This is a genomic window from Actinophytocola xinjiangensis (assembly GCF_001921215.1).
GTDB lineage: Bacteria > Actinomycetota > Actinomycetes > Mycobacteriales > Pseudonocardiaceae > Actinophytocola > Actinophytocola xinjiangensis.
Genome location: NZ_MSIF01000024.1, coordinates 131,592 through 148,691, shown reverse-complemented (window position 1 = coordinate 148,691; position 17,100 = coordinate 131,592). Strand labels below are relative to the sequence as shown.

The following is a 17,100-nucleotide window of genomic DNA, read 5'->3' as shown; positions in this document are numbered from 1 at the left end:
TCGTCCAGCCGGGTGCCCTCGTCGATCGTGACGTCGGCCGACAGCTTCCCGCGCATCTCCTGGCGGATCAGCGTCGCGAGCATCTCGATGGTGATCATTTTTCTACCTCGCGAGTTCATCGAAGTTCCGATCGAGCGCGAGAAATGTACCCACGACATTCATCGGCGAAAAAGAGCGGAACACCGGCCGGGTGTCGAATTTCGAACCACTTTCAACCCGCTGACGATTACCCCCGAGGATCGCTCGCGGAGCACTGGAGCACCGCCGCGAGAAACCCGGCCGGCGACCGGCGGATGATCATTTCAGCGCGCGGACCCCGGCCAGGTCAACCGCGTCCGGGCGCTGCGCGCGCACCACCGGACGTCCCGTAGCCAGCAGCCGTTCGACAAGGTCGGCGGCCTCGGCCGGCGCGTCGTGGGCGGCCATCGACTCGCTGAGCAGCCGCGCGCGCTGGGTGAATCCCGGGTCGGACAGCACCCGGCGCACCGCGCCCCGGATCCGGGCGGGCGACGGGCGCGCCGACCGCAGGTCCACCCCCACCCCGGCCCACGCGACCCGCGCGCACACGTCCGGCTTGTCCTCGGTGCGGCCGGTCGCCACCAGCGGTACGCCGTTGGCCAGTGCGGCCTGGATGCCGTTGTAGCCGCCGTTGGTGACCATCACGTCCACGTAGGGCAGCAGCCGCGCGTGCGGCACGAACCGGGCCAGCCGGACGTTGTCCGGCACGTGGTCCAGGCGCAGGGACTCGACCGGCGGCCCGCCGGTGGTGGCCACGACCAGCACGTCCTCGCCGGCCAGGGCGCGGATCGTCGGGGTGATCAGGTGGGCGCCGTCGGTCTGCACGGTGCCCTGGGTGACGTGCACGACCGGCCGCCCACTGTCCAGGTCGGACCACCAGGGCGGCGGTGTGAAGTCGGCGGGCGGGGGCGGCAGGATCGGCCCGAGGAAGTGCACCTGTGGGGGCAGGTCGGTGCGCGGGAACTCGAACGCGGGCACCGTGGGATGCATGAACAGGAACGGCGACAGTGGGGCCTCGGTGACGTACTCGCCGGTGGCCGGCAGGCCGATGCTCTGCCGCAGCTCGTCGAAGTAGCGGATCTCCTCGCGGAAGGTCCGGAACACCAGTCGCCGCAGCAGGCGGTCGCGTAATCGCCCGACCGCGCCCCGGCCGGGCGCGAGCCCGAAGCCACCCGGCGCGGTGTCCCGGCTGCCCAGCATCAGCGTGGTGATGTTGAGGACGGCCCACGGCGGGCCGCCCTTCTCGTGCACCCAGCGCGCGCCGGCGAACGTGCTCTCCACGAGCATCAGGTCCGCTGGCTCGTCGTCGAGGATCGCGCGGAAGTCCTCGTACTGGGCCAGGCCGTCGGCGGTGAACTCGTGCCGCACGATGTGCTTGACGAGTTTCACCCCCGACAGCGACGCGCGTTCGGGGAACCGGGCGTTCGGGTCGCGCTCGTCGACCTCCAGTTCCGCGCGGATCGGCAGAAACCGGGCGCCGGTGGCCCGGACCCGCTGCTCGAACGCGCGTCCGGTGTAGAAACGCACGTCGTGCCCACGCTCGACGAGCAGCCGAGCAATGGGCAGCAACGGCGTGACGTGTCCGACGTAGGCGTTGGCCCCGATGAGAATGCCGGCCATGGAAACCCTCCTCGACCTTGGTCAACAGAATGCGAAGACCCTAGAGAGCGTCGCCTCGTGACCTGGTCGAGAACAGCCCGAATCAGCGGGTGGTGGCGAGTGGTTCCGGCTCCTCCCCCGGCAGCGTGTCGACACCGGGCAGGCCGCGTCCGCGCAGCGAACACCCCCGGGTCTCCGGCACGAAGTACAGCGCGACGGCGCCGATGACACAGGCGCCCATCATGTAGTAGGCGGGGAACAGCAGGTCGTCGGTGGCGTTGATCAGGCCCTGGTTGACCGCTGGCGCGGTGCCACCGAACAGCGAGGTGGAGACGTTGTAGGCGATGGCGAAACCGGCGTAGCGCACGTGGGTCGGGAACATGGCGGGGAACATCGCGGAGATCGTCGACAGTTGCGGCACGTAGAGCAGCCCGAGGACGGCGAAGGCGATGACCGCGCCACCGAAGCCCTGTTCCATCAGTTGGAACATGGGGATGGCCATCACGAACAACCCCACGATCGAGATCCACCACAGGGTCTTGCGTCCCACCCGGTCCGACCAGGCCCCCGCGAAGGGCACCAGACACATCATCGCCGACTGGCCGATGATGATCAGGACGAGTGCTTCGGTCGAGGACAGGTTGATCTCGGTTTCCAGATAGGTCGGCATGTAGGCGAGGAGGGTGTAGTTGACGATGTTGAGCGTCACCACCAGCCCCATGAGCAGCAGCAGCGGGCGCCAGTAGCCGAGCAGGTCACGGACGTAGGTCCCGGTCCTGGTCTCCAGTTCGCCGCCGGCCGCGCATTCCCGGAAGACCGGTGTGTCCTCCAACTTGGACCGCAGGTACAGCCCGATGATCCCCAGCGGCCCGGCGATCAGGAACGGAAGCCGCCATCCCCAGTCGGCCATCGCCGCGGCTCCCACGATCTGCTCGACGATCAGGGCGAGCGCGGCGCCGAGGGTGAACCCGGCGAGCGTGCCGAACTCCAGGAAACTGCCGTAGCGGCCGCGTTTGTCGTCCGGGGCGTACTCGGCCATGAAGGTGGCGGCGCCGCCGTACTCGCCGCCGGTGGAGAAGCCCTGGATCATCCGCAGGACCACCAGCCCGATCGGAGCCAGGATGCCCAGCGTCGCGTACCCCGGCAGCAGGCCGACGCACAGGGTGGCGCCGGCCATCAACAGAATGGTCGTGGCCAGCACCTTCTGTCGCCCGAGCCGGTCGCCGAGCGGCCCCCAGACCATGCCGCCCAACGGCCGGATCAGGAACGACACGGCGAACACCAGGAGGCTGCCGAGGGTCGAGGCCGCACCGTTCTCACTGGGGAAGAAGGCGTTGCCGATGTGGACAGCCGTGTAGGCGTAGACCCCGTAGTCGAACCATTCGGTCATGTTGCCGATGGCGGACGCGGTAATGGCCCGTCGAAGGGTCTTCTTGTCAGGCGTGGCGATCGTGGGTGGTTCGGTCATGCTCCTGCCTCCCGCTCGTTGGCCGAACCTGGGAGGGTACACATCCACTAACTATCTAGATACCCCGTGATATTGTTGCGTAACACCCGTGTGATCATGTGGGTTGGGGGGAACCCAAGTGGACACCCGCCGACCTGGACGGGGATGAGCCGCGCACGCTGCTGGACGGCGAGTACAACGTGTTGTCGTTCTCCGCCGACGGGGAGTACCTCCTGGGCGACAGGTACGACCTTGAGGCCAGCGAGCCGGTTCCGGGCGCCGCCAGGGTGGTGCCGGTTCAGGGTGGCGACGCGGTTCCGGTCACCCTGGGGGAGGTCACCTATCCCGCGTGGGGGCCGCGTGGCCATGCCATCGTCTATCTCGCGTCGCCGGGGACGGTGCGGGTGGTCGGGCGGCCGGGCGGCGAACCGAAGGTTCTGCACGACGCGCCGAGGCTCACCGCGGCCAGCCTGGACGAGATCTACTGGGTTCGGGGGGCGATCGTGGTCGGCACCGGCGAGGCGCCGGTGGTGCTCACCCTCAGCGAGTAGCGCTTGGTCTAGACCACCCGATCGTCGGTCGTGTTCGGCAATGGTCTGGACCTATCATGGGCTCTACCCTGCCTCGGGATGGGAGCCGTCATGTTCGGTCGAAAGGTACGTCTGCTCGTGGCCGCCCTGGCCGCGGTGGTCGCCGCCCCGCTGGTCACAGCGGGCTCGGGGAGCGCCGCGCCAGCCGAGACCTGCCCGGTGAAGTCCCGGCCCAGCGGCAAGATCCTCCAGGGCTACTGGGAGAACTGGGACGGCGCGGTGAACGGCGTCCATCCCCCGCTGGGCTGGATCCCGATCACCGACAGTCGGATCAGGGCTCACGGGTACAACGTGATCAACGCCGCCTTCCCCGTCATCCGCTCGGACGGCACCGTCCTGTGGGAGGACGGGATGGACCAGACCGTCAAGGTCGCCACCCCGGCCGAGATGTGTCAGGCCAAGGCCGACGGCGCGACGATCCTGATGTCCATCGGCGGCGCGACCGCGGGGATCGATCTCAGTTCGTCGGCGGTGGCGGACCGGTTCGTCGACACGATCGTGCCGATTCTCCAGGAGTACAACTTCGACGGGATCGACATCGACATCGAGACCGGGTTGGTGGGCAGCGGCACCATCACCACCCTCTCCCCGTCGCAGGCCAACCTGATCCGCATCATCGACGGCGTGCTCGCCAGGATGCCGGCCAACTTCGGGCTCACGATGGCACCGGAGACCGCCTACGTCACCGGCGGCAGCGTCGTCTACGGCTCCATCTGGGGCGCCTACCTGCCGATCGTCAAGAAGTACGCCGACAACGGCCGCCTGTGGTGGCTCAACATGCAGTACTACAACGGCAGCATGTACGGCTGCTCCGGCGACTCCTACCAGGCCGGCACCGTCGAGGGGTTCCGCGCCCAGACCGAGTGCCTCAACCGTGGCCTGGTCATCCAGGGGACCACGATCCGCGTTCCCTACGACAAGCAGGCGCCGGGGTTGCCGGCGCAGCCGGGCGCGGGCGGCGGGCACATGTCCACGGGTCTGGTGGCCCAGGCGTGGAACGCCTTCTCCGGATCGCTCAAGGGGCTCATGACCTGGTCGATCAACTGGGACGGCTCACGCGGGTGGACCTTCGGCGACAACGTCAGGAGTCTGCAGGGCCGGCGGTGAGCAACCGGCTCACCGGGTCGAGGCCAGGATCGTCAGCGCCGTGACCCCGCCCCACCCCTGAGCTGGTGACCTCGGCCGGATGAGCGTGCCGTGAGAGCGGCCGTCGCCACAATCGCGGCCGTGATCAGCACAGCCCGACCGATCCGCCGGCTCGCCGGTGCCATCGGCCTGACCATCGGCCTGACCCTGGCGCTCGCCCCACCTGCCCTCGCCCAGCCGGCCACCGGGGAACGCGAACCCGGACCCGGCGAGGTGGTCGTCGTGGCCGGTATCGGGGAGTACGGGTACTCCGGCGACGGCGGCGACGCCCGCGACGCCCGCCTCGGCGACTACCTGCGGGTGGCCGTCGGTCCGGACGGGACGGTCCACCTCGCCGACCGGACCAACGGCCGGCTGCGCACGGTCACCGACGGGATCATCGACACCGTCCCCGGCACCGTCGCCCCCCGCCCCGGGATCACCGACCTCGGCGTGGACAACCCGCCACTGGCGGTCGCCATCGCCCCCGACGGCACCCGCTACGTCGCGACCCACGGCGGCATCCTGCGCGGCGGCGAGGACGGCCGGTTCACCGTGGTCGCCGGCGACGGCGACCTGAGCTACCGCGACGGCGGCACCGGCGGCGACGGCGGGCCGGCGGCCAGGGCGCGGATCTCCACGCCCGGCGACCTGGCCATCGACGGCAAGGGCAACCTCTACGTCGCCGACGTCCACAACGGGCGCGTCCGCCGGATCGACCGCGACGGCATCATCACCACGATCGCCGGCGGCGGCCGGGAGTACCCCTCCCGCGAGATCACGGCGACCCTCGCCGCGCTCACGAAACCGAGCCTGCTGGCCGTGGACTCCACCGGCTCGGTCCATGTCGTCCCCGACGACGGCCGGTGGGTACAGAAGATCTCCCCGGACGGCGTGCTCAGCACGGTCGCCACCTTCTCCGGTGGGCTGTCCGGTGACGGCGGGCACGTGCGGGACGCCCAGGGCGGGCGCGTCGGTGGGATCGCGGTGGACGCCGAGGACAACCTGTACGTCACCGACATCGACCACGGGCAGGTCCGCAGGATCACCCCGAAGGGCATCATCACCACCGTCACACCCACCCTCCGTGGGGACGACATCGCGGTCGGCCCCGACGGGGACCTCTACGTCACCGGCCGGAACCAGGTCCACCGGCTGGTGCGCCACGGGACCCCACCGGCGACCAGCGATCAGGACGGCGGGGCCTCGCCGTGGGTCGACGAGGCCCCGGGGACGGTCCACGTGGTCGCGGGCAACGGCGAACAGCGCGACGCGAACGCCCGCGAGCACCTCACGGTGACCACGCCGCGCGTCGACGGCCTCGCGGCGGGACCGGACGGCACGATCCACTACACCGACGCCGTGCACCACGAACTGGGCCAGGTGGCGCCGGACGGCACGGTCACCGTCGTGACCAGCCAGCTCGAACAACCCCGGGGCCTGGCCGTCGGTGAGAACGGCGCCCACGTCGCCGACCACGGCAACAACCGGCTGCGGCTGATCGCCCAGGACGGCACCGGCAGCCCCGTCGGCGGCAACGGGATGGGCCCCCCGTGGGGTGTCGCCATCGACCCCTCGGGCGAGCTGGTCGTCACCACCCGGGACAGTCGGGGCGAGGGAGAAGGCCTGGTGCAGCGACTCGACGCCGACGCCGTCCCGCACACCATCGCCGGCGGCGGGCAACGCCGGGGAGCCGAGGGCGACGGCCACCCCGCGACCGAGTCGGACCTGAGCCGGCTGGGGCCGGTGGCCGTAGGCCCCGACGGCAGCGTCTACTTCGCCGAGGGACGGTTCGCGGCGGTCCGCCGGGTGGGCCGCGACGGCATCCTCACCACGGTCGTCGGCGACAGTGCGCGCTCGGACAAGGAGGCCGGGTTCGCCGGCGACGGCGGGCCGGCGACCGAGGCCCAGGTCAACGCGCCGAGCGGGCTCGCCGTCACCCCGGACGGCACGCTCTACATCGCCGACACGTACAACAACCGCGTCCGGATGGTCGACCGGAAGGGCGACATCACCACGATCGCCGGCACCGGGGCGCGGGCCGACGACGGCGACGGCAGGCCGGCCACCAGGGCCGCGGTGTTCGAGCCGACCGCCGTGACGGTCGACCGTGACGGGAACGTGCACGTCGCGACCTCCGGCGGCCTGCTGCGCCGGATCTCCGCCGCCGACGGCACCATCGACACGCTCGCCGACCTGCGGGCCGCCAAGGACGAGTCCGGTGACGGCGGGCCGGCGACCGAGGCCGTCGTGCCGTTCCCCCTCTCGCTCGCGGTCGGCCCGGACAGCACGCTCCACGTGGCCGACCAGCACGGTGTGGTGCGCGCGGTCGCGCCCGACGGCACGATCAGCACGCTCGACCGGATGGCCCGCGCGCTGGCGACCGACCGGGACGGCTCGCTGTACCTGGACACGGTGGGCGACCCGGACGCTCCCGGCGTGTGGCGGCGGCGCCCCGACGGCGCGGAGTCGGTTGTGGCCAGCGGGCGCGGTCCCTTCCAGGAGCCGAATCTCGATGGCCGTCCCGCGACCGCGACTATGCTCCGCACGAGCGCGCTCGCGACCGGACCGGACGGTGAGCTTCACCTGGTCGGCCAGCACTTCCTGTACCGGCTCGGTGAGGACGGTCGGCTTCAGGCCCTGGTCCGGGGCCAGTTCGCCGGCGCGGACGTCGACCGCGACGGCGTGGTGTACCTGGCCGACAGCGTCAACGACCGGGTGATGCGGGTGACGGGGACCACGGCGACCGTGTTCGCCGGCAACGGAAGCCGTGGCGACGACGAGGGAGACGGTGGGCCGGCCACCGACGCCCCGCTCCGCTCACCGAGCGACGTCGCGGTCGCCGACGACGGGACCGTCTACATCAGCACCGGGGAGGGCATCCGCCGGGTCGACCCCGACGGCACCATCGACACCCTCGACCTTCCGTTGTGGACACTGGGCGGGCCGGAACCGTGGAACCCGCCGGGGGCGTTGGCCGTCGGACCTGGGGGCGATCTGTACTTCGCCCAGCCGGAATCACACCGGGTGCTGGTCGTGGTGCGGCCGGGTGAGATGGGGGGCTCGTTCCCGTGGCTGGCGGTCGGTCTCGGTGCCGGCGCGGTGGTCGCGGCGGGTGCCGTGACTCTGGCGGTCCGTGGCCGGCGCAGGTGAGACAAGGGGAGGGAGAACACGATGGCGAGGGCACGGGGCGTGCTCGTACTGGTGTCGCTGGCGGTGCTGGCGAGCGCCTGTTCGGGGGGCGAGGAGGAACAGGTGCGGGTCGAGCACCGGACCGGGACCGCGCCGGCGGCACTGCCCGGTGCGGGCGGTCCGCCGCCGGGGATCCTCACCGAGCGGTGGCAGGCCGGCGAGATCCCCACCCACAGCGCCACGACCAGGCCCGAGGCGGACTTCGCGCTGGACTCGGGGAACCTGGTGGTGTTCAACGACTCCGGGGTGCGTTCCTACGCCGTGGCCTCCGGCGAGCCGGGTTGGTCCTACCACGAGCCCGGCCGGCGGGTCAGCGGGTTCGTCAGCGACGGCGTGGTCGTGCTGTCCTCGACCGACAGTGAGACCGCCAACACCGAGGGCGCGGTCAACCGGCTCGTCGGCCTCGCCGCCGGTGACGGGAAACTGTTGTGGGAGAAGAAGAACGAGTGGCGCACCGACGAGTTCCCGCCGGCTGACGGGGTGATCGCGGCGCTGCCGGCCGACCGGCACGAGGCCGGCCCGCTGACCGGGATCGACGTGCGGACCGGCGAGGTGCGGTGGGAGACCGAGTTCCGGCGCTGCGGCATCCCCAACCTCACCCGCCCGAGCTGGCACGACGGCAGTCTCGTGCTGGTCAGCGGCGTGTGCGCGCCAGGCCGGCAGTGGGACGCGTTCGACCCCGCCGACGGCAGGCACCTGTGGACCCAGGAGCTGGACGCCAGCATTCCCGGCGGCTCGACCAGCGGAGTGTCCATTGAGGACGAAACGGTGTTCTCCCACCGGGGCGAGGAAGTGGTCCGCATCGACCGCGACGGCACCGCGCACGACCCCGTGCCGGCCAGGCCGGGCAACCAGTTCGGCGCCTACCAGGTGATCAAGGCCGCGCCGCGACTGTCACTGCGCGACCTGCGCACCGCCGAGGAGGCGGTGACCGGCTGGCCGTCGCTGCTCGGCCCGGCCGCGTTCGACGGCGACACGATGTACTACCTGAACCAGGCCGGCGTCGCGGACTGGCTGCCGCAACTGGTGGTCGGCGACCTGGCGACCGGCACCCAGCAGAGCATGCCGCTGCCCGGCGCGGTCCCGTTCCCCGCCCAGCCGGTGTGGCTGGGCGTCACCGGCGAACACCTGCTGTTCGCCCACCGCGCCGACGACCACACCGTGTCAGTGATCGCCCTGACCTCGACCCCCACCGACGGCCCGGTCGACCTCGGCGGCGTCCCGCACGAGTCCTGGCCGGCCCCGTGCGACCTGCTCGACGCGGTCACCCTGCCCGGCGGCGCCGGCCAGGAGGAACCGACCCTCACCGACACCACCGGCACGGTCGAGGTGCCCCAGGTCGACTGCGTCCGCCGCCTGCCCGACGGCGACCGCCTGACCCTGCGGGTGGCGTGGGTCGCCGCCACCGAGGAACAGGCCGCCGGCCGCCTCGGCGGCACCCCCGGCCCCACCGGCGTCGACGAGATCGGCCAGTCCCCGACCGGCATGGCCGGCGCCAGGATCGCCCGCATCGGCACGGTCTTCGTCGAGGTCTGGACCGAGGACCAGGACACGATCACCACGACCCTGGAACAGGTCGCCGCCCACCTGCGGTCCTAGACCGGCGCCGCCCAGACCCGGAACGTGATGCCGTTGGTGGAACCCTCGGGCAGGACCAGCACCAGGTTTCCGCGTGAGGTCACCATGCAGAGGTAGCCGCGCAGGTTCCAGCCCGGGAGCCCGCTGTAGCGTTCGCCGTGCTCCGCGGCATAGCGACACACCGCGGCGCTGGGCGGGTTGTCGGGGTCGGGCTCGATGCCGTCCAGAATGAACGCGTCGTTGTGCGCGGAGATGCTCTGGGTGGAGAAATCGTAGCCAATATCGGGTGGATCGTTCAGATCGTCCGAAAGGGCGATCGGATGGCCGGTCAGCAGCAGTTCCATCGGCCCGGGCTCCCAGCCATTGTTGGCCGGGTCGGCCACGGGCGGGGTGTCCGGTGGCGGCTCACTCGACGCCGTGGTGGTCGCGTCGTTCTGGGACGTGATCGGCGCGGAGGGCGTGGAAACGGGCTCGTTCCGGCTGGCACTGGAGACGGAGGTGTAGATCAGCGCGCCGGAGGCCGCCAGGGCACCGACCGCCGTCCAGAAGATCAGCCAGCGGTTCCCCTGGTGGTGGTCACTGTGATTATCCTTCTCGCGCACGGTGACCCCTCCCGCGAACTCTGGCCCGAATGATCACGAGGATCCTTTACCCGACCAAATCCTTGATACCACAACCCGCGTGGACGAGGTCCCGAATGCGCGATCACCCGCGCCCACGGTTTTCCCGTGGCCCTGTTTCCGGGTTTCGTTACCGGCAGCGCACGGAGACGTGGCCCGGTTCGCCGGGGGGCAGCAGGTCCCGGTCGCGGACGATGGTGGCGGGCAGGGCGCCGGCGCAGGCTTCGGTGGGGGTGGGCCAGGTGTCGGTGTACTCGATCGGTAGGACGCGGGGGCCGTAGACCTCGGCATAGCCGGCGCACTCGTCGTGGGGCACGCATTCCTCGACGACGGCGAAGTCGAAGCCGGCCTCGTCGCGGCCTCGGGTGCCGAGTTCGGCGGTGTTCTTCTGGCCGGCGGCCAGGCCATGGTCGTGGGCGAGCGTCACCAGGGCGGTGGCCAGACCCAGGTTGTCCTCGATGGTCAGCGCGCCGGCCGAACGCAGGTAGGAGTCGAGGTTGTCGAGTTCGACGGCGTCGAAGCCGGCGTCGGCGCAGTGGCGCAGGTCCGGGGCCAGGACCTCGGCGAGGTCGGCGGCGCGGGTGGTGTCGAGGATCATCTCCCCCGGCCAGTCCTGGTCGACCAGTGGTTCGCCGGCGCCGTCGCGCAGGACGAGGTCGGGGTGGTCGGTGAGCCAGCGGTCCCGGTCGTCGGGCTGGGTCTGGAAGGCGTTGAGATAGCAGACGGTGTAGCGGCCGGCCGCCGGGTCGGCGGTGCTGTCGCGCACCACCACGGTGACGTCGTCGGCCGGTGGGTACGCGCCGCCGAGTTGGTAGTCGAACACGGGATCGGCCGGGAAGCCGTCCTCGGCCGAGCAACCAGCGGCGACGACAAGGACGACGACAGGAGCGACCAGCGCCGGCGGGAACCTGTGCACCCGGCGAACCCTACGCACGGCACGGCCGGGGTGGCCGTGCCGTGCGGTGGTCTCAGCGCAGGGCGATGACGTGGTAGAAGGTCGAGGCGATCCTGGTGACGCCGCCTTCCCGCACGGTCGCCGGGATGTCCATCTGGCCCTGCCCGTTGTAGTTCCAGACGATCACCTTGCCGTCCTTGAGGGCGACGTTGTGCTTGAACCCGGCGGCGATGTCCTGGATCCCGGATCTCACCTCGTCGGAGTTCCCAATACACGGAATGTGCACACTTGACGTTAGGAACTCACCATCCGGCGGCGGACCAGCACACCTCCGGCGATCGCCGCCAGGATCGCCAGCCCGGCCACGATCCAGCGCCACGACGCGGACGTCTCCCTCGGGCGGACCAGGACCTGGACCTTGTCCGCGCTGGCGAGGTACACGTTGCCGTGGGCGTCCACGGCGAGCCGGGTGATCGTGTCCCTGAGATCGGGCAGGTCGGTCTCGATCGTGCCGTCGGGGGTGACCGTGTGCAGACCGAACGAGGTGGCCAGGTAGAGCGAGCCGTCGGTGCCGATCGCGAGGTCACTCACCGGGACGTTCAGGCGCAGCCGCCCGGGGTCGTCGCGCTGCCCGGCGACCGTCAGCAGCTCGCCGGGGTCCTGCCCGGCCCACGGGTCGGCACCGGGCGGGACCTCCACGTCGGGCGGGCCGTCGCCGTTGAGCCGCAGCACCCGGCCGCCGGCCGCCAGGTACACCTCGCCGCCCGGTCCGACGGCCACGTCCCCGGGGTCGAACACGTTGGGGCCGACCGAACTCCGCTGACCCTCCTGGCCCAGGACCCGGACGCCGCCGATCCCGGCCACGGTGTCCAGCGCGTACAGCCGGCCGTCGCCGCCGGCCGCGAGCCCCTCGTCCTGGTACCGCCCGTGTCCTCCCGTTTTCCCTGATCGGTGACAACGATCCCGGAACCGGTTCGGCGCGGACGGGCCTTTCGGTCCAGAACGAAACAGTGGGACGACCGCCCCGGCCTGACCAGTGCGAACCGCACGGTCGTTGGACGAAGCGTTCACCGGGGTTCGCCGGCGTGGTACCGGCCGTTCTCCTGACGTGGTAACGATCACGGGGGCGGCCCCACCGGGCCGGCCGGTGTCGAGTCGTGATCGGAGAGACATGAGATCAACCCGTGTCGGCGGTGTGCTCGTCCTCGTGGGCGTCATCGCCGGACTGGCCCTCGCCCCACCGTCGACGGCGCAACCGGGATCCTCGGTCACCCGCGACTTCGTCCACAACGGGGTGACCGCGCACCGCGGCTATTCCGCGGCCTACCCGGAGAACACGATGTCCGCGTTCGCCGAAGGCCTGCGGGCGGGCGCGGACTGGATCGAGCTGGACGTGTTCACCTCGGCCGACGGTCAGCTGGTGGTGTCGCACGACGCCACGACCGGCCGGTTCGCCGACCGGGACCTGCGCATCGCGCAGAGCACCTACGCCGAGCTGCGCACGTTGGACGTCGCGCACGGTTTCCGGGAGGCGAACGGCCTGACGCTGGCGCAGGTGCCCCGGCAGCGGATGCCGTTGCTGTCCGACGCGCTCAGGTTGATCAAGGGCCAGCACCGCGCCCGGTTGTCGATCCAGCCCAAGGACGGTTCGACGGCCGCGGCGGTCGCCCTGGTCCAGGACCTGCGCGCGCAGCGGTGGGTCGGCTTCAACGACGGCAACCTCGCGAAGATGAGCCTGGTCAAGGAGCTTGACCCGAGCATCCACGTGTTCTGGGACCTGCCGGCCAACGGCGACCTGGACACCGAGTTGGCGACCGCGCGCGACCGGGGTTTCGACTCGCTGGTGGTGAACCAGGCGCGGGTCAGCCCGGCGGTGATCGCCGCGATCGAGGAAGCCGGGTTCGAGTCCGGCGCGTGGACGGTCAACGACACCGAGGTGATGCGCCGGTTCATCGGCTGGGGCATCGACCGCCTCTACACCGACAGCGTCGACCAGGCGCTGCTGCTGTTCGGCCACGACACCCGGCGGGGCCTGCGCCGGGGGCTGGTGGGGCACTGGTCGTTCGACGACCGCCGGGGCGCCAGCGCGCGGGACGACGGCTCGCCGAACCCGTTGCGCGACGGCCGGTTGCGCGGCGACGCGGCGTTCACCCCGCACGGCCAGCACCGGGGCGCGGTCACCCTGGACGGCGACGGCGACCACGTGGACGTGCCGTTCCAGGTGCTGCCCGACCAGGCGCCGGCCTACACGGTGTCGGCCTGGTTCCGCCCGCAGCGACCCGGCCACGGACGCCAGGCCATTCTGGAGACCACGGGTTCGTGGGCGATCTCGCTGGAGCTGACCAACGTCGACGGTCACCTGAAGTACTCGGTGCGGACCGACGGGACCTCGGTGATCGCCGAGTCCGACCGCACCCCGCGCGCCGGCCGCTGGCACCACGTCGGGCTCAGCTACGACGCCGCGACGGGAGCCTCGCGCCTGTTCCTCGACGGCACCGAGGTCACCTCGTTCGTCGACGCCAGGGAACGCGGCACCGGTGAGCTGACCGACACCACGGGCCTGCGGATCGGCACCTACCGCGACGCCGACGGCCGGTTCCTGCACGGCGCGGTCGACGAGGTCGCCGTGTGGAACCGGGTGCTGCGCCCGGAGGAACTGTCCCGTCTTGGCCGGTCCGGCCGGCGTTGAGGGCGCGGGACACGGTGTCCTGAGTGGCCCGGCGCCGCCCCCTGGACCGGGGGCGGCGCCGGGGTCGATCACCTCAGTGCGTAGGCGTGGATGATGGTCTGCTTGACGGAGTTGCCGTCCCGGTCGGCGACCGAGGACCGCAGCGACACGAACTCGGCGTCACGCGGGTGCGTGACCTCGGCGGTCCACCCGCTGCCCGAGCGCCGGACCGTGGCCGGGCGCCAGGTCGTGCCGTCGTCGTAGGACACCTCGACCGACGGGGTGTCGACCCGCCCCGGCGACTCGACACCGTTGCGCTGCACGTGGACCGGGATGCGGAACTTCCGCCCGGCCGGTGCGGTGTTGGCCTGGTCGAGGTCCGGGGCGAACCGGGTCACCAGCGCGCCGATCGGTTCCCACGGCTCGACGTGGGACGAGGTGAACGTCCACTCCGCGTCGACCTGTGTGGACAGTCGGCCGGGCTGGGTGGAGGTGGTCCGCACGGTGTAGGTCGCGGGCTCCTTGTCCAGCGTGGCATCGATGAAGCCGGGGAAGTCGGTGCTCGCGATCACCTCGCCGTCGCGGACCAGCTCGGTGCCGCCGACCCCCTGACCGTGGTAGCCGGAGCGCCCGAGTTCGCGGTCACCGTGCAGGTCGACCGCGACGAACAGGGTGTCGCCGTCACGCAGGAAACCGCCGCCCGGCTCGTAGGGGCTCAGCGCCATCCCCGGCCCGAACACCCCGGTGTTCCACCGCTTCTCGGTGGTGCGCCCGAGGGAGAAGGACTCGGGCCCGACGGTGTAGGCGTTCAGCCCGGTCGACGGGTACTCCGGCCATTCGGAGGCCTCGGTGAAGTCGCTGCCCCACTCGGTGTCGGGCGTGAAGTACTCGGTGAGCGTGTACGGCAGCGGCATCGTGAGGAAGCCCTCGCGCACCCCGATCCGGTCCGGGGTGGCGACCGCGTAGGTCGAGCGGACGGTGGCCAGTTCCTTGTTGGTCACCCGGTAGGCCAGATCGGCCGGCACCGCGCCCTCGGCGGACTCGCGCACGTGGTACAGGTACGGGCTGGCGTGGAAGCCGGGCGAGTCGGCGTTGCCGTCCGGTTCGGCCAGTTGGGCCTCCGCGAAGAAGGTGAAGCCGTCGGCCGAACTGCGCGACGGCCGGGTACCCATGTCCTCGAAGTTGGGCAGGTACCAGGCCGAACCGGTCTCGCCCCACTGCGTGGGCATGAGGTAGGACAGCATGGCGCTGCCGGGGGCGGCGTCCGGGTCGTCGAGGGTGAACGTCGGCGTGACGCCGTCGCGGGCGTCGAAGGTGTACTCGGCCGGGCCGTCGACCACGATGTGCGGCTCGGCGAAGTCGGTGGTGGCCCACCGCTGCTCGCTGAGGGCCAGCTGCACCCAGCCGTCGAAGTAGTACTCCCCCTTGGGGAGCCTGGCGACCACGGTGCCCGACTCGTCGTAGTCGCTGAACCCGTTCGGCTGGGCGAGGTCGACGAACCGGTAGCTGTACTCGTTCGTGGGGTTGCCGTTGTGGTCGAGGAAGTTGAGCGTGACGTCGTAGCTCTCCACCTCGCGGTCCACCGCGACCGGTGTGCGCACGGTGGTCTGTCCGGCGGTGGCGACCACGGTGCCGCTGTGGGTGCCGTCGGTGGCCTCGGTCCGGGTGTCGGCGGTGACGGTGACCTCGGCGGTCCCGCCGGCGGGCACGGTGACCTGCTCGGCGGAGAGGGTGAACAGCCCGGCCGGTGAGGGCTGGCCGTCGGGTCCGCGCAGGTCGGTCGACAGGTCGAGGGTGACCGGTTCGGTGCCGGTGTTGGTGTAGGTGACGGTCCGCGCGATCGGCTGGTCGTCGTCGTGCGGCCAGCGGGCGACGCCGAAGGACACGCTCGGCGGCGAGGTGTACACGGTGCCGGTGACCGCGGCGGCGACGTCGACGCGGCCGGCGCCCTGGTCGAACACGGTCAGCTCGGGGTTGGGCGCGGAGCTGGCCATGAGCGCCGGCTTGAGCTGGGCGGCGGTCCAGTCCGGGTGCTGTTGGGCGAGGACCGCGGCGGCCCCGGCGACGTGCGGGGCGGCCATGGAGGTGCCGCTCAGGGCGACGTAGCCGTCCTCGACCGGGTCACCGATGACGCCGTTGGTCGCCTTGGCGGCGACGATGTCCACGCCGGGCGCGGTGATGTCGGGTTTGATGGCGCCGTCACCCAGGCGCGGGCCACGGCTGGAGAACTCGGCGATCTGGTCGTCGCGGTCGACGGCGCCGACGGTCAGCGCGGCGTCGGCCGAGCCGGGGTTGCCGATCGACTGCGGGGCGCCGCTGTTGCCGGCGGAGATGACGAACAGGGTGCCGGTCTGCTCGGTGAGCTGGTTCACCGCGAGCGACATGGGGTCGGTGCCGTCGGTGGGCCAGCCGCCGAGGCTCATGTTGACCACGTCGGCGCCGCTGGTCGCGGCCCATTCCATGCCGGCGATGATGCCGGACTCGTAGCCGCCGCCGAAGTCGTCGAGCACCTTGCCGTTGAGCAGGGTGGCGTCCGGTGCGACGCCCCGGTACTTGCCGCCGGCGCCGGTGATGATCGAGGAGACGTGGGTGCCGTGACCGAACCGGTCGTCGGTGCCGCTCTCGCTCTCGGTGAAGTCCTTGGCGCCGGTGACCGCGTCGGCGAGGTCGGGGTGGGTGACGTCGATGCCGGTGTCGAGGACGGCGACGGTCGTGCCCTCGCCGGTGTAGCCGGCGTCCCAGGCGGTCGGCGCGCCGATCTGCGCGACGCTGCGGTCGAGGCTGGCGCGGACCGGGCCGTCGAGCCAGATCCGGGTGGCCGAGGGCGCGGCGCCCGCCCAGAAGCGGGTGTCCTTGGCCGCGCGCAGGGCGGCGGCGCCCGTGCTCGGCAGGTTCCGCACGGCGGTGAGGCCCGCCGAGCGGGGGGTGGCGCCGGGGAAGTCGACGATCAGCGGCAGGTCGCGCCGGTCGGCGTCGCCGTAGCCGGTGCGCGCGAGTTCGCTGACGTCGAAGAGCCGGGGGTCGAGCCGGCCGGCGGCGATGTCGCCGAGCGCGTCCTGCGGCACGACGTGGGTGTCGCCCTGGTCGTCGAGGTGGGTGCGGAACCCGAGGTGCTCGCGGCCGGGCGCGGCCGTGACCCGTGTTCCTTGTGCCCCACCGATGGTGACGACGTCGCCGGTGACGAGGGTGACGGTCGTCGGGCGTTGTGGCAGGTCCGGTAACCGGTTGGGTTCGGTCGGCTGGGCCGTGGCGGCGGTCGCCGAACTCACGGTCGCCACGGCGACGAGGCCCGCGACGATCGCGCGGGCTCTTGCGTGGATCATCCACTCTCCCCAGAGATTGTGCGGAAGCACCTGACTGGCTACCGC

General features: G+C 71.5%; 12 protein-coding genes. 5 read left to right on the top strand and 7 right to left on the bottom strand.

The window, feature by feature from the left end; genetic code table 11:
* Positions 1 to 297: 297 nt before the first annotated feature.
* Together BLA60_RS34010 and BLA60_RS34005 are read right to left on the bottom strand one after the other, a co-directional pair.
* Positions 298 to 1,638, bottom strand: a complete 1,341-nt coding sequence (locus BLA60_RS34010) for a glycosyltransferase (protein ID WP_075137145.1) — start codon at positions 1,636 to 1,638, stop codon at positions 298 to 300.
* Between the two features lie 82 nt (positions 1,639 to 1,720).
* Positions 1,721 to 3,085: an MFS transporter gene (locus tag BLA60_RS34005; RefSeq protein ID WP_075137144.1), complete on the bottom strand. Its 1,365-nt coding sequence runs from the start codon at positions 3,083 to 3,085 to the stop codon at positions 1,721 to 1,723.
* A 98-nt stretch (positions 3,086 to 3,183) separates the two neighbouring features.
* On the opposite strand from BLA60_RS34005, the gene BLA60_RS34000 reads away from it, so the two are divergent.
* The 4 genes from BLA60_RS34000 (at position 3,184) to BLA60_RS33985 (ending at position 9,570) form a co-directional block, all read left to right on the top strand.
* The gene (locus tag BLA60_RS34000; RefSeq protein WP_075137143.1) at positions 3,184 to 3,615 is read left to right on the top strand and encodes a TolB-like translocation protein; all 432 of its coding nucleotides are present in this window, start codon (positions 3,184 to 3,186) and stop codon (positions 3,613 to 3,615) included.
* Between the two features lie 90 nt (positions 3,616 to 3,705).
* Positions 3,706 to 4,761: a chitinase gene (locus BLA60_RS33995; protein WP_075137165.1), complete on the top strand. Its 1,056-nt coding sequence runs from the start codon at positions 3,706 to 3,708 to the stop codon at positions 4,759 to 4,761.
* A gap of 120 nt (positions 4,762 to 4,881) precedes the next feature.
* Entirely contained in the window at positions 4,882 to 7,932 is a 3,051-nt protein-coding gene (locus BLA60_RS33990; RefSeq protein WP_154814802.1) for an NHL domain-containing protein, read from the top strand.
* Between the two features lie 21 nt (positions 7,933 to 7,953).
* A complete protein-coding gene (locus BLA60_RS33985; protein WP_084735668.1) occupies positions 7,954 to 9,570 on the top strand; it encodes an outer membrane protein assembly factor BamB family protein in 1,617 nt (538 codons plus the stop codon).
* On the opposite strand, the gene BLA60_RS33980 is transcribed toward BLA60_RS33985, so the two are convergent.
* The 4 genes from BLA60_RS33980 to BLA60_RS33965 form a co-directional block, all read right to left on the bottom strand.
* On the bottom strand, positions 9,567 to 10,151 hold the full coding sequence (locus tag BLA60_RS33980) for a hypothetical protein (protein ID WP_075137140.1): 585 nt from the start codon (positions 10,149 to 10,151) through the stop codon (positions 9,567 to 9,569). The two genes, BLA60_RS33985 and BLA60_RS33980, sit on opposite strands and share 4 nt — an antisense overlap.
* A 148-nt stretch (positions 10,152 to 10,299) precedes the next feature.
* Positions 10,300 to 11,085 (bottom strand): endo alpha-1,4 polygalactosaminidase, encoded by a 786-nt coding sequence (locus BLA60_RS33975; protein WP_075137139.1) that lies wholly within the window; start codon positions 11,083 to 11,085, stop codon positions 10,300 to 10,302.
* A gap of 52 nt (positions 11,086 to 11,137) precedes the next feature.
* Complete coding sequence (locus BLA60_RS33970) at positions 11,138 to 11,317, bottom strand: RCC1 domain-containing protein (protein WP_075137138.1); 180 nt, start codon at positions 11,315 to 11,317, stop codon at positions 11,138 to 11,140.
* 41 nt (positions 11,318 to 11,358) lie between these two features.
* Complete coding sequence (locus tag BLA60_RS33965; RefSeq protein ID WP_075137137.1) at positions 11,359 to 11,928, bottom strand: NHL repeat-containing protein; 570 nt, start codon at positions 11,926 to 11,928, stop codon at positions 11,359 to 11,361.
* A 307-nt stretch (positions 11,929 to 12,235) separates the two neighbouring features.
* Between BLA60_RS33965 and BLA60_RS33960 the strand changes: the two genes are divergently transcribed.
* A complete protein-coding gene (locus BLA60_RS33960) occupies positions 12,236 to 13,753 on the top strand; it encodes a glycerophosphodiester phosphodiesterase family protein (RefSeq protein WP_084735666.1) in 1,518 nt (505 codons plus the stop codon).
* 68 nt (positions 13,754 to 13,821) lie between these two features.
* Here the strand turns inward: BLA60_RS33960 and BLA60_RS33955 are convergent, their stop codons facing one another.
* Positions 13,822 to 17,055, bottom strand: a complete 3,234-nt coding sequence (locus BLA60_RS33955; protein WP_075137135.1) for a S8 family serine peptidase — start codon at positions 17,053 to 17,055, stop codon at positions 13,822 to 13,824.
* Positions 17,056 to 17,100 lie beyond the last annotated feature (45 nt).